The sequence below is a fragment of the Paenibacillus sp. 2KB_22 genome (genome assembly GCF_052115745.1).
Taxonomy (GTDB): domain Bacteria; phylum Bacillota; class Bacilli; order Paenibacillales; family Paenibacillaceae; genus Paenibacillus.
This window is the reverse complement of record NZ_JBFRHG010000001.1, coordinates 24,500-38,869: the sequence shown is the minus strand read 5'-3', so window position 1 is coordinate 38,869 and position 14,370 is coordinate 24,500. Positions and strand designations below refer to the sequence as shown.

Annotated in this window: 7 protein-coding genes and 1 pseudogene; 6 read left to right on the top strand and 2 right to left on the bottom strand. The window is 39.8% G+C overall.

All coding sequences use genetic code 11. The annotated features are described in order from the left end of the window. Positions 1 to 2 precede the first annotated feature (2 nt). A complete protein-coding gene (locus tag AB4111_RS00145; protein ID WP_442029395.1) occupies positions 3 to 818 on the bottom strand; it encodes a DUF6492 family protein in 816 nt (271 codons plus the stop codon). 197 nt (positions 819 to 1,015) lie between these two features. On the opposite strand from AB4111_RS00145, the gene AB4111_RS00140 reads away from it, so the two are divergent. The 5 genes and pseudogenes from AB4111_RS00140 to AB4111_RS00120 all read left to right on the top strand — a co-directional run. Continuing rightward, on the top strand, positions 1,016 to 1,777 hold the full coding sequence (locus tag AB4111_RS00140; RefSeq protein WP_442029393.1) for a YheC/YheD family protein: 762 nt from the start codon (positions 1,016 to 1,018) through the stop codon (positions 1,775 to 1,777). Positions 1,778 to 4,822: 3,045 nt separating this feature from the next. After that, a complete protein-coding gene (licT, locus tag AB4111_RS00135) occupies positions 4,823 to 5,659 on the top strand; it encodes a BglG family transcription antiterminator LicT (protein ID WP_442029391.1) in 837 nt (278 codons plus the stop codon). 147 nt (positions 5,660 to 5,806) lie between these two features. Next, the gene (locus AB4111_RS00130; RefSeq protein WP_442029389.1) at positions 5,807 to 7,699 is read left to right on the top strand and encodes a beta-glucoside-specific PTS transporter subunit IIABC; all 1,893 of its coding nucleotides are present in this window, start codon (positions 5,807 to 5,809) and stop codon (positions 7,697 to 7,699) included. A 29-nt stretch (positions 7,700 to 7,728) separates the two neighbouring features. Then, the gene (gene ascB / locus AB4111_RS00125; protein ID WP_442029387.1) at positions 7,729 to 9,141 is read left to right on the top strand and encodes a 6-phospho-beta-glucosidase; all 1,413 of its coding nucleotides are present in this window, start codon (positions 7,729 to 7,731) and stop codon (positions 9,139 to 9,141) included. Between the two features lie 247 nt (positions 9,142 to 9,388). Beyond that, positions 9,389 to 9,517: pseudogene (locus AB4111_RS00120) on the top strand (aldo/keto reductase); the annotation flags it as partial. A 447-nt stretch (positions 9,518 to 9,964) separates the two neighbouring features. Here the strand turns inward: AB4111_RS00120 and AB4111_RS00115 are convergent. Next, complete coding sequence (locus AB4111_RS00115) at positions 9,965 to 11,611, bottom strand: S-layer homology domain-containing protein (RefSeq protein ID WP_442029385.1); 1,647 nt, start codon at positions 11,609 to 11,611, stop codon at positions 9,965 to 9,967. Between the two features lie 1,178 nt (positions 11,612 to 12,789). On the opposite strand from AB4111_RS00115, the gene AB4111_RS00110 reads away from it, so the two are divergent. Further along, positions 12,790 to 14,352, top strand: coding sequence for a glycoside hydrolase family 43 protein (locus tag AB4111_RS00110; protein ID WP_442029383.1), 1,563 nt, complete (start codon positions 12,790 to 12,792; stop codon positions 14,350 to 14,352). Positions 14,353 to 14,370 lie beyond the last annotated feature (18 nt).

Here is a 14,370-nt window from a genome sequence, read left to right as displayed (position 1 = left end):
CCTTAAACTCGGGGAGTTTTGCTATAGATTTTACGTTTGTGAAAGGAAAGAGATCGGTATTTAAGCGCAAAATTGCGAATTTGTTGTTCTTTTAACGAAGAAGCGTTCATGTTCAGACTTTTATTCATGGAACTCTTTAGGATTATGCTGGCCGGGTTTTTCGAATACATAAAATTGGCATAGGTTTCATACTCGGAGAACCCAAACTGCTTCTTCTTATTGATATTCGAGATAATCGCTTTGTACCATGGCAGCTGATGGATCGTTTCAATTTTCTTTTTCAAAGCAGAGAGTTTCGATTTTTCGAACAACATATAATGGGTGACAAAAGAGCGTGGGCGCGGCGCTTTCATGCCTAACAGCTTGCGGTAGGTGTTGAAATATTCTGGCTGACTCCAGTCGCGACAGTAAAATACCGTCTTATTTTCAACAATAAATGAATGAGGTTTAATGAGCACCGTATCCGCATCCATCACCAGAAAGTGCTTCGCTCTCACAATGTGATCCCCGTTCATCTTAAGCAGTTGTTGATATAACCACCCTGAGCGGTCCCAGCGGGATGATTGATAGTCTATATCGTTTTTGGTGATAGGCAGGACTGACCGCTCGTTAACAAAAATGCAGTGTTTGCGGGAACAAAGGTTTCTGATTTTGTTGCTGGTCGGGGAAACAATATAAATCTGTCCAATCGGGTGCCGCACATAACGGCGAATACTATCGATAACTTTAGGAAGGGTACTCAAATCTTTTTCGATCGCAGGTATAAGAACATCGATCATAGGCGCACGATTTAACTGTATTTCATGCTGAACTGGCATCTTCTCAACTCCTTGGACAAATGGTTACATCTTGTTCATGATATGTGTGCAAAATTGGTTTGGTCAGGGCATGTGCGAATATACCATTTTCATGAAGAAGGGCATTTGTTTAGGGTTGTTTTATCGGTATTACATATAATGCATGATCTTGATGAAACATCAGGGTTGGATTCTTTTGTTGAAGGGAGAAGTGTTATATGGGGGTTGATAAATTGAAGCCGTTAAGAAGCAAATGGTTGAAAACAAAAGTGATCCTCAATAATGGTTCTATCAAACCATTTATACCTGATACGCAGAGGTATAACAAAGCCAACCTGTGGTCCATGATCAGCAGATACGGTATGGTTTATATTAAACCCGAGATTGGCACTTATGGAATGGGTGTCATAAAGGCGGAGATGGTGAGTCATCAGAATTTTGCCTATCAGATTGAACAAAAACGACTGTCGTTTGACAATTTTGACTCGTTCCATGAAAGTCTTGTACGTCTGGTTAATAAAAGAAGCTATCTCATTCAGAGAGGAATCAATCTGCTTAAGCACAACAAGAGGCGTTTTGATATCAGAGTCATGATACAGTTAAGTCCTGACAATCAGTGGGAGGCTACGGGAATCATCGGCCGACTCGGTCATCCGAAAAAAATCGTGACCAATTATCACAGCGGTGGTAAACCAATGGATGTTCACAGACTGCTGGAATCTCATGCATCCCTGAAACGCAGAAATGAACTCATCCAGGAGATGAATGAGCTTGGATTACGTATTGCACGCCACATGAAGAAAAAATACCCGTACCTTAAGCAAATCGGCGTGGATATTGGGCTAGACCGGAGTTTGAAACCCTGGATTATTGAGGTGAACGTCAAACCAGACCCTTATATTTTCAATCAATTAAAGGACAAGACAATGTATCACAGGGTGATAAAATATTACCGCCATGCTGCTAAAAAAACAAAATAACGTTTCTCTTTTATTTATAACAATATCACCCCAAAGAGGCCTCGGAGGCAGAGAACGCAACCTGAAAATCATGATTCTCCAGCCTTCGTACGGCTTGTCTTACGATCGCTTCTTGCTGTCGCTGCTCAAAGCAGTGACTGCACGCTGTGGTGCCCCGAGAGGGGCATGGATGGCTAACAGGCAGGTTAGTTTGAAAATAGAAGATCCGTCTTGAAATGTGTAAGTTGCCTTTAAGTAATACAACAATTATCCTTTCCCTTGTGATATAATTCAGAAAAATTCATCGTCTGTTAATGAGATGTACATATGGAGTGCTACTTAAGATGAACAAATTTTAGAAGATATAATTAACAGGTTAAAGATAAGCTTGAAAGAGGATACAAATGGAAAAATAATTGGTGAGTTCAATGATGTGATCTCTAGTATTGAGTTCAATTCTCTTCATCAAACTCAGTTTCACCAAATGCTGCATCACATACGTGTATCATTTGAATAGCTTTCCCTGTTACTTCGCTTAATACATCCACGAAATCAGCTTGTGTATCAGAATATATTGAGGATAAAGTGAATGTTGTAAAACGCTTTTGGATTCATATCAATAGTGGACTTGTCGTTACGCTAACGGGAAACGATAGCTCAATAAAACTAAGAAAGCAGCTGATCATTGTGATTAGCTGCTTTTGTTCAACTAACGGGCAATATGTGGTACTATTTGATTGGACAATGATGGGGAAATTGTAGTCATTAAGGGGGCAGGTATGGCGACCACAATCGGTCTTATTAGACATGGGGTTACAACATCTTTTGCCGCAACATTTCCAAAAAACGTATATAGATAATACTTCTATAACCATTCTTACACACACTAACAACAAGTGGGCATGCCAATTATATAACTGCACCAAACACCTTTAGCTATTGTGGACTAAGCTAACGGGAAACGTTAGTTCATTAATCTATAAAGGCAAAACGTGATAAGCTGCTGTTTTCAACTAGCGGTCGATAATTGTTTCTGGGTTCAAATGAGACCATGACTCCTGAAGCGGCTGAAGATCTCCAACAGTTACATGAAAATATGCTCAAGCTGATCTTAACTACTGGAAGCAATATTCAGAAGACGATTATGGTTAGGAATCTGTTAAGTAAACGAATCGCAAATATTGTCCAGAATAGATTCCTTAAAGCAGCTATTTTGAACTGGGCTAGTGAATCAAGAATTCTTCTTAGTGCGTGATGTACTAAACAACCTTCACGTCTAAAATCCCCTCATGGTGAAGACGACAGTAAGAATTTTTAGCTTTGATATAGGAACCTAAATATTTTTACAAGGTTGTTCTAGTCTTACGTTTCATTTTCCAATTAAGAAATGCAACTAGTGCGGCTGCAATCGCCAAGATGGCTCCAAACCATGGTAGAGCAATCAGCTTCATATGCGTTGTCACAAATCCGCCGAGAGCTGAGCCAAGTGCAATACCTACATTGACCGAAACGGATGTTAGAGAGGAAGCCAAATCTTTAGCCAGGGGAAGATTCCACCTCACGTTGCATTTGGCAATATACTAAATCTGTATTTAATTAGCCTACTCCAAATTAATCATGAATTAACTAAGGTTGAGGAAAAATCACTTGTTATAATTTACATAAAGTTACCAACTACCCTAGAGAAAAATAGGTAAAGGTTTTGTCAGTGTTCATTTGTATTTCGCTTGCATCTTTATGGTAGGATTCCTCGAGGAAAGTAAACATAGGAGCCCAGTTAGTTAAGGTGAAATACGAATATCAGAGATATGTCAGCAGTCTATGAACAGAGCGAAATATACAGGGGAGTGTCGCTATCCAAGGACAAAAACATTGTTCCATACAAAGTCGCTATTATAGCGGCTTCTTTGTTTTATCGGCCGGAATGGACGAGAACATAGTCCGATTGCCGATTAGGCGTATGTCTAATCGTTATTTTACCGTTAATTCACCCACTAGCAGTTGCGCTGATGCTCAGAGGCAGTGAACCTGATGAGGCAAAAACGATACTCAGTTGAAGGATATGTGAAAAATCATTGTAACACACTTAAGCATATAGGATTTTTCGAACAGGATGATACGGAGTTTTAAGTGTGTTTATAAAAAACAGCTAACTATGACTATGTCCTTAGTTAGCTGTTTTTTTATGTTTTTTTTATTCATCTTTTTATTCAAGACGCTACTAACGTCAATACCAATGTAAATATTATAAATAACGTGAAACGGATCCCTGGAGATGGATTTGATCTCGTCAATACTTCTTACGCTGTGTGGATCAATGCTTCGGCTATACCGGAGATGACGTATTTGATGCGAAATCATTATTGGAAGAACCGATGACGGATGTCGTATACAAAAATTCGGTTTACCGAATCTGCAGGTATCAAAAACTAAAGCTATGACCATTTTTCCCTCTCTCATTTATATGAGTAAGCCGATCCTTAAAGATGAGGATCGGTTGTCGAGGACAAGAATATTGTTCCATTCAAAGTCGCTATATAGCGTTTTTTTGTATTTAAGAAACCAAGTTGTTTTTCAGATGAAAACGCACTACAGTATCGATATTACTAAAGAGCTTGCTGAACGCAAACAACAGAACATGTAAGCGTATTCGTTTTTCAAGTACGATACTTCTGCAATATGTAGAATAAAATAATATTTTGATAAAGCCAAGAGAGCATTCGATTAAAGAGCTGTCTATTGACTTAATCACAGCCCATGTTCCGACTACACAGGCGTAGCCAGACGAATTCGGGGGATAACTGTTTCACACATTGTAAAGCTAACCTCGTTCAGGCAATATTTAAGCTATGCAATTCCTTAATTAAACGACAGGCGTCAAAATCCAGATGTGAGATTATTTTTCTATTGAAAACGTTATCCCCATCCTATATAATAGCTATACAATTAATATTAGGGTTGTTACTGCAATGCAGGCAAAGCCTAAACCAATCCGTACTAAATTATATTTAGTTTAGGATTAGTTTAGGCTTTTTTGTTAGTAAAAAATATAAAGTGGGCGAACTCATGAAGATTAAAAAAGTATTCAACAATAATGTTGCATTGGTTGAAGGACCAAATCGATCCGAGATAATTGTTATTGGAAAGGGCCTAGCCTATCAGAAAATTCCAGGTGAAAATATAGATCCGTCCAGAATTGAGAAGACTTTCGTGATGGAGACTAAAGAATTATCTGAGCGGCTATCTACATTACTGAGTGAAATTCCTACAAAGCATCTAGAATTGACAGATCAAATTATCCGTTATGCTATTAAGGATCTAAACACTTCCTTTAGCAATAATATCTACCTGGCTCTTACAGATCATATTAGTTATGCAATTACGCGCGCCACTCAGGGATTGAGTCTCAAGAATGCGCTGCTCTGGGAGATACAGAAGTTTTATCCGAAAGAGTATCATACGGCAATGCACGCATTACACCTAATTGAAAAGGAAACAGGAATTAAATTACCTGTAGATGAAGCTGGTTTTATCGCAATGCATTTTGTGAATGGGCAGCAGGATGGTCAGGAAATGGAACAGACCTTAATGGTGACCCAGATGGTTCAAGAAATTCTTAATATAGTGACACTCCATTATGGGATTGAGCTGGATGAAGAATCACTTAATTACAGCCGCTTTGTGACACACTTGAAGTATTTTTCTTATCGCACGATGCGTCATGAATCAATTCCTTCTGAGGATGATGAGCTGTACGAACAAGTTATTACTAAGTATCCTGAAGCTTTTGCCTGCAGTGAGAAGGTAAGTGCGTATTTACAGGATAAGTATCAAGTTGAGACAACCAAAGGTGAAATGGTCTATTTCATGCTTCATATTAGGCGAGTGACAAGCAGAAATTAGCCGATGACAATAAATAGCAGGGTTGTTACCATTAGTTGGGCAAAGCCTGGATAAGTGATAAGTGTGCTGGTTTTCAGTGTGCTTTATCACTTGTTCAGGTTTTTTGTTTCATATAAATAAGAATGAGGTCTAAAGGAGCGAGAACAAATGAAGTACGAAAGATTAGCCAAAGATATCGTTCAGAATATTGGAGGAGAGGAGAATGTCACGAATCTTGTTCATTGTGCAACTCGGTTGAGATTTAACTTAAAAGATAATCATGTACCTGACAAAGAGAAGCTGAAAAGCTTAGAAGGGGTACTGACGGTCGTAGAAAGTGGTGGTCAATTTCAAGTGGTTATCGGAAATGACGTTGCACACGTATATCAAGAGATTATGAAAACCAGCAAACTAGGGACAAATACTGCCTCTGAGGATGGAGATAAACCTAAGGAGAAGATCATGTCCAGAATTTTTGCAGTGATTTCTGGAAGTTTTTCTCCCCTGTTGCCTGCTATGGCTGGGGCGGGGATACTTAAAGCTGTCTTAACCTTGTTCACAACTTTCGGGTGGATCTCTGCAGAAAGTGGAACTTACCTAATCCTGGCTGCAGCAGCAAATGCTGTTTTCTATTTCCTTCCTATATTCCTGGGAATCTCTGCATCGATCAAATTCGGCGCAAATCCATATGTAGGTGGAGTTATTGGTGCTGCATTAATGGAGCCGAATTTTACGGGATTATTGGCCAGTGGAGATACTTCTTCATTTCTAGGTATTCCTGTAGTCTTGATGGATTATTCGTCCACCGTCTTTCCTGTGTTCGTAGCGACTTGGATATTCTCTTATGTGGAGAAATATCTTAAGAAGATCATCCATAAAGAGCTACAGACATTTTTGGTACCATTACTGTGCTTAGTCATTATTGTACCGCTCACTGCTATGATCTTTGGCCCATTTGGAGTTTATATTGGAAACGCGATAGCAGATTCCATTAATTATCTCATGGGAGTAAGCGGGTTATTGACAGGAGCTGTAATTGGCGGGTTAATCTTTTTCCTTGTTGTTTTTGGACTTCATTGGGGCATTATTCCCATCGTTCTAGCAAATCTTGCAAATGGAACAGACCCAATCCTTGCAATGTGGGCGGCCTCTAACTTTGCAATGGCTGGGGTGGCACTGGCTGTTTTCCTTAAATCGAAAGAAAAGCCTTTAAAATCAATTGCTGGTTCATCTACCTTAAGTTTGTTGTTGGCGGGTGTCTCTGAGCCAACGGTCTATGGAATTTTGCTGCGTTACAAGCGCACGATCCCATTTGTTATTATTGCCGGAGCTATCGGAGGAGCCATTAATGGTGGTTTCAATACGTATGCTACAGCATTTGTCTTTCAGAATATTTTTTCAATCGGAGCATTTGAACCTATTGGGTATTATTTAATAGGAATTGCAGCAGCCATGGGGATTGGTTTTATTCTGACGATTCTTTTCGGATACATGGATAAAAAAGCTGTTACAGTAACTGAGTCCAATGATGTAACTTCTACTATAGAAACAAAGGGTGTTCAAGCAGAAGCAAGTGTTAATATTACTGATGGTTCGCCGAGCTTAAAAAAAGAGGTACTATTCAGCCCATTAACAGGGGATGTGAAATCCTTGACTGAAGTTCCCGATCCTGCCTTTGCAGAAGAAGCAATGGGGAAAGGTATTGCAATAATCCCGAGTATTGGGCAAGCATTCTCGCCAGTGAACGGTACGATTGGTACTGTACTTAAGTCAGGTCATGCTGTAATTATACAGTCCGAAAATGGCGCGGAAATCTTGATTCACATTGGAATCAACACCGTTCAATTAAAAGGGCAATATTTCACGCCTCGAGTGAAGGCAGGAGATCAGGTTCTCAAAGGGGATCTATTGATTGATTTTGATCTTGAGAAGATTAAGGAAGCCGGATACAATCCGATCACTCCCGTTATAATCTCGAATACCAGCGATTATTTGGATGTTATTGAAACAACAAACTCATCGGTTTTGAAAGAAGATAAGTTGCTGACGCTGGTTGTCTAAGCAAAACTACTTAGGAAGGAGACTAGCCTATGCAATCCAACACATACACTTTTCCAAAAAACTTCCTGTGGGGCGGCGCTGTAGCAGCCAATCAGGTAGAGGGGGCATTTTTAGAGGATGGAAAAGGATTGTCTACAGCAGATGTATTGCCTCATGGAATTACAGGTCCAATTATGGAATTTCCCGAAGGTAAATACCCATCTCACGAAGCTATAGACTTTTACCATCGGTACAAAGAAGACATAGCACTGTTTGCAGAAATGGGGTTCCGCTGTTTTCGGACATCGATAGCCTGGACACGTATTTTTCCTGAAGGAGATGAAGAGCTTCCTAATGAAGAGGGCCTCCATTTCTATGAGCGCTTAATCGATGAGTTACTAAAATACAACATTGAACCTGTCATTACGATCTCCCATTATGAAATGCCATTAGGATTGGCTAAGAAATATGGAGGCTGGAGAAGCCGCAAAACCATTGAATGTTATGAACGATTTGCAAAGGTTCTATTTGATAGATTTAGAGGGAAAGTAAAGTATTGGATGACTTTTAACGAAATTAATATTCTGGCTCATTACCCCTTTACAGGTGGTGGAATTATTGTGCAGGAAGGGGAAAATAAGAAGCAGATCCAATATCAAGCCGCACATCATCAATTCGTCGCAAGTGCTCTCGCCGTTAAAGCCTGTCATGAAGCTATTCCTGATGCCAAAATCGGGTGTATGTTGGCTTATATTCCTGCTTATCCTTTGACCAGTGCTCCTGAGGATGTTTTTGCGGCTCTGCAAGGAGAGCGGGAAATCCTAATGTTCGGTGATGTGCAGGCAAGGGGAGGGTATCCTTCATATGCAGCACAATTTTTTAAAGAGAATAATGTAGTTCTTGAGATGGAACCAGGGGATGATCTTATTTTGAAAAGCCACCCTGTTGATTTTATTGGCTTTAGCTACTATATGAGCCGTGCAGTAAGTGCAAACCCGGAGGGAAAAGAAACAACGGCTGGTAATCTGTTTGGTGGTGTCAAAAATCCTTATCTACCTTCATCGGAATGGGGCTGGCAGATTGATCCGATTGGTCTAAGAATTGCTCTAAATCTGTTATATGACCGTTATCAGAAACCGTTGTTTATTGTGGAGAATGGTCTGGGTGCAGCAGACATTCTGGAAGTAGACGACATGATTAATGATGATTACCGCATCAATTATTTGCGGGAGCACCTATCTGAGGTCGCAAAGGCTATCCAGGATGGAGTGGATTTAATCGGATACACAAGTTGGGGCCCGATTGACTTAATCAGTGCATCTACTGGAGAAATGAAAAAACGTTACGGATATATTTATGTCGATAAAGATAATGTCGGTGAAGGAAGCTTAAGAAGGATAAAAAAGAAAAGCTTTTCTTGGTATAAAAAGGTAATTGCATCAAATGGATCTGATTTAGATTAATATTTAAACGGATATAAAGGCCGTCCTTTAATTGGGGACGGCTTTTATGTTAAGAATCATTATGTTATATCATGTGTATTTTCTACGTTTTTAAATAATGGAGCAGTAACGATAATGTGGGCTAATAGCTCTAAGGTGCGACAGGAGGTAATCGAAGTAGACGCTTATGAAGTGACAACGCTCCAAAAAGGACTCATGATTTTAGATTTATTGCGAAAGAAGCACTCACTGACAGTGAGTGATACCATTTGCCGATTCGATTGGTGAACTGACACGCTTGAAGCAAGAGGGGGAAATTAGAGAAATTGAAATCTCCAATATAACTTTGAATCAACTAAAAGAAACCGATACAGAAGGGCTGATTGCGGTGCTTCAAATCTGGGTGTTCAGGGTGCGCAAATTTCAAATCAGACAAAGATCTATGCCTTGGATGGAGGTGCCAAAAGCCGGCTGAATACGGTGTTCTTGGTCAGCACTTTTCTTGGTGAGGCCATTGGATCTTCTATTAGCAGCTATATGTGGAGTGTGGGAGAATGGAAGGCTGTTAGTACATCAGGTTTTTGCCTTGTGGGGTTATCTCTATTTATATGAGGATTTTCGCGTCCACGAGAAAAAACGGAGCTGAAGGCCTACATAAGTAGAATTTAATGCTCTCTCAGTTAAAACAAATTTAAGAGTTCAGTCGAACGCCAAGTGTACAGAAGGTCTTCATAAGATGTTGAAGAACAAAAAAAGTCGCTATTTTAGCGACTTTTTTGTTCTATCGGTAAACGCTGAGCCGTGAGAATAAGCTTAGGTAGAGTTCAGCCTTTCTATAATTATATTAATTATTATTGATGTTATATGTTGCAAGTTTAAGTAACAAATCTTGCACTTCTTCTCCAGAAACAGGTTTATTGGGTTCGAATTGTTTCCTGTCATTCATATTCATAAGATTAAGATCAATGACCCGAATTATTGAAGAATATGCCCAGTGATCCACGGGTATATCACTAAGAGTAAATGTGGAATCAGTATAATCACTATTTCCAATCCAATTAGTTGCTACTGTTGCTAATTGTGCTCGAGTAACCTTACCTTCTGGAGAAAATATACTATTTGCTACTCCATTCATTAATCCGGAATGAGTAACTTGTAATATTTGCTGTTTTTCTTTCGAAGAGTTGATATCTGAGTAAATTTTTGTATCTGTTACTGTAGGCAAATGTAATGCATGTACCAGGGCATTGGCTAATTGTGCACGTGTAACTTCCTTTGTCTCTGATAGAATTTCACTCAGATCAGATTTCCTCTGATTAAATAGCCAATTGACCAACGTTGAATCATTAAATGTAGGAACCCATGATAAGTGCTTGAGGTCACCAAATAGTCTGTGCTTATTCATAAAAGCATCATCGTAGATTGTTTCCTTAACAACAGATGATCCCAGTTCGCTTAATGCTTTAAAGGCCAACGTACTTGTTCTACTATCTGTTATTGGGTCATTTTCGGCGTGTATGATCCAAATTGGAGTTTTTACAAGATCCTTTAATTCCTCTTTGAATACATCAACACTTCCTTTGTAGTCTGCTATCGCATCCTTTGCAGCTATGACAAGACTGCCTGCGAATAAATCAGGATATTGCATCATAAAACGGAAAGCCCCGCCACCGCCGCTAGAAGCGCCTACAAGGTAAATACGATTAGCATCAACTTTATCTTCTTTAATTAGGTCTAGAATGAGTTCATATTGTACTAAGAAATAATCCTGCATTAGTTTTAATTGTTCGGGATTATTATAAATAGCCCAGCCATAGTTTTTAGGGTATTGAACTGCTAAAACAGATGTATCTTTACCTGATTCAGTCCAAACTGTAGCACCACGATTCTCCGTCAACTGCTTTAGATTGTCATTTCCAACTTCTCCTCCCCCATGTAACCAGACCACTAAAGGACGAGCCTCATTTGATTCGCTTTGTTTTAATTGATAGGAGAGAGTGTGACCATTACTTCCTGTGAAAGTCCCTGCTTTAAAATCATCTACAGTCCGTGTTTTAATTTGAGAAACGTCTTCTTTGGTGAAGGAAAGCTCCGAGTATTTACTATTATAAATAACGAAATCTGATTTGGGTCCCCCGGGATATCGAAACGCTTTCACTTTGAGATGTAAAGTTTGTCCGCTAGTATGGAGTTCAATACCATCATTTTCGTAATTACTTTGTACAGTTTCTTCTTTCTCATTTATTGAGTAACCATCATAATTACCAGTAACATCAAAATCAGTGGATTGAACTTCTTTAAATTTATCGATATCATCCACTACAATATCAAAAGAATCCACCATTGTTCCTAAATCACCAATATAAGTATTTGCGGTTATTCTCTTAATAGCCTTATTATCATTAGCGTCAGCTATTGAAGAAAATAAAGTGTTAGTAAGTAGTGTTGCTACAACTAACAGTGCCATTTTCTTGCCAAACAATTTTCTCATATAAACGCCTCCTTAAGGTGTATGGATTAAACGCATAAAAAAACGGGCAGACCATTAAAACATACTTCAAAGAATTCTTTGAAGTAGCTTAATAGGTCTTGCCCGTGTATACGGTTACAATCCATATAATATATTATTAATATTTTATTTTATGGGTTATCTTTTGTCAATACAAAAGTGTGGTAATAGCTAAGACAACAATGATAAGTCACCCGTTGCAATCATTTCAGTTTTAATTGTAAGCGCAATGATATTGAAATTGACCAATTCCGGGAGTGGGTTGCCCAGCAGTCCATCCAGGAGATGAAGCTGATCGGTTCTCACTGTTCAATATTATGCAGGAGACGCTCAACTGATTGTTTATGCACAGAAGGAGATGAACTTGTGCGTTGGAACAGCATTGCGGTTGAAGGAAGTAAGCACTTGGTACTATGAGGTCCGTGTCATGTATTGGTACGTCTATATTTTATAATCTATTAAAAATAATGTAAAAATTCATTCTCCACTTGGTTATCAAAGGGATTAACTATTGTTGTAATACTAGCGACCTTTGAAATGTAATTATTATCGAACCCAAAAATTCCAAATTCCTCGCATGGGAGGCATAAATAATAATTCGAAAGCCGTACTGCTTGGCCCTTTTTACAAATGACTGTTAAAAAGGCTCCGCGATTTGCGGTAGCCTCTTTCTTAAGAATTAGTACTCGTTTACTTTAAACGTTAACTCCCGATTGAATAGAATGAAGTCTTTGCTGATTTTAGCAGCCATTTGTTGTCATGTTTGTAGATTCCGTAAATATCCTTTCCAATCCCAACTTGTTTTGTTACGTATCATACTGGGAAGTTTTACTCAGACCGGATTCTAACTCCAGTCCAGTTGTCAGTGTCAAAAGGAAACCTAAAGGCTGTTCTGGATTTATTAGTTTCTATGATCCGTTGGGTATCATTTCCAGGTCACTCTATACATGGTGCCTCTGTTGTTACTTCACCGACAATACTGACTTTCCCTAAATATATCAAGTCGTGCTCTTTACTTGCAATTGAAATTTCTGGTCCTTTTCGTTTAGAACAAGAAAGTATAAAAAGATGGGAACTGAACACAGAAGAAGCAAGAAATTCACATCTGATTGAACTATAATGGGCGTGTTTACAATACATTCGCTGAAGGAGAACTGACATTGAGAACATTTCAAAACCCTGTACTGCCTGGATTTTACCCTGACCCCTCAGCCATACGCGTGGGAGAGGATTATTATCTGGTAACTTCAAGCTTTGAATATTTCCCTGGCGTGCCCCTGTTTCACAGTAAGGATTTGGTCAACTGGCGTCAACTTGGCCACATTCTAGATCGGCCTTCTCAACTGAATCTGGATCATATTGCTCCATCTATGGGAATTTGGGCACCTACGATCCGATATCATAATGGGATCTTTTATATGATCACAACTTACGTCGATAATGATAAAAAACCGCATAATTTTTATGTTACAGCTACTGATCCTGCCGGAGACTGGTCAGACCCAGTTTGGTTGAAAGATGCTCCGGGTATTGATCCATCCCTGTTCTTCGATGATGATCGTGTGTATTATTCTGGCAACCGAGTTCCTCCAGAAGGGCAGGAATATCCGAAACACATGGACATCTGGTTGCAGGAAATCGATCTGAGTCAAGGAAAGCTGATTGGAGAGAAGCATAGCATTTGGCAGGGAGCGCTGAAGGTCGCACATGCGCAAGAGGGTGCCCATATATACAAAATTGGCGAATGGTACTACGTAATTGTTGCAGAAGGAGGAACCGGGCATACACATGCGGTTACTATAGCAAGGAGCCAGAACGTTAAGGGGCCTTACGAAGGGCACAAAGCTAATCCCATTTTGACACATAGACATCTTGGAAGAGACTTTCCAATTGTAAACGTGGGACATGGGGAACTGGTGGAGACTCAGTATGGAGAGTGGTGGATGTTTTGCCTTGCTTCCCGAACTGCCGGAGGGTATTACCGCAATCTTGGACGTGAGACATTTCTTGCACCTGTAAAATGGGAAAATGAGTGGCCCGTAGTTAGTCCTGGTAAAGGAATGTTGGAGTTTGAGATGGTTGCCCCGAACCTACCAGAACATAGGTGGGATCTCCCTTCTGTAAGAGAGGAGTTTAATGTTACACAATTATCTCCTGTTTGGAATTTTCTTCGTACACCCCGGGGAGAATTTTGGAGTCTTACGGATCGGCCAGGGTATTTGCGTTTGAAGTTGAAGTCGGAACAGCTGTCTGAGCAGGCTAACCCCGCCTTTGTTGGACGCCGCCAACAGCATTTAAGTTTTAGTGCAGCGTTAAGTCTTGAATTTGAGCCCCAAGCTGACGGTGAAGTGGCTGGCTTGGTGCTACTGCATAACGCGAAATTTCACTTCCGCTTTGTGTTATCACGTGAAGGAGATAAGTATATTCTTCGACTGATCGAGCGTTTTAGGGGGGAAGAAAAAGAGCTTGGTTCCGAAATATGTGATGGAGGCAGAATTCAATTGAAGGTGGAAGCCCGCCATCAGAATCACAGCTTTTTCTTCAGAACAGAAGAGGCAGATGAGTGGAAGGCGCTCTGCATGAATGTCGATGGAAGGCTGTTAAGCACCGATCTGGCCGGTGGTTTTACGGGAACTTACATTGGACTGTATGCAAGCTCTCAGGGAGCTCATAGTACAGCGGTTGCCGATTTTGTTTGGTTTGATTATGAGGGCTTAATTTAGGATTCTTGATTGGTTTAG

Coding starts and splice junctions, on each gene's coding strand:
- AB4111_RS00145 (WP_442029395.1), bottom strand. CDS start 818: ATGCCAGTTCAGCATGAAATACAGTTAAATCGTGCGCCTATGATCGAT.
- AB4111_RS00140 (WP_442029393.1), top strand. CDS start 1,016: ATGGGGGTTGATAAATTGAAGCCGTTAAGAAGCAAATGGTTGAAAACA.
- licT (WP_442029391.1), top strand. CDS start 4,823: ATGAAGATTAAAAAAGTATTCAACAATAATGTTGCATTGGTTGAAGGA.
- AB4111_RS00130 (WP_442029389.1), top strand. CDS start 5,807: ATGAAGTACGAAAGATTAGCCAAAGATATCGTTCAGAATATTGGAGGA.
- ascB (WP_442029387.1), top strand. CDS start 7,729: ATGCAATCCAACACATACACTTTTCCAAAAAACTTCCTGTGGGGCGGC.
- AB4111_RS00115 (WP_442029385.1), bottom strand. CDS start 11,611: ATGAGAAAATTGTTTGGCAAGAAAATGGCACTGTTAGTTGTAGCAACA.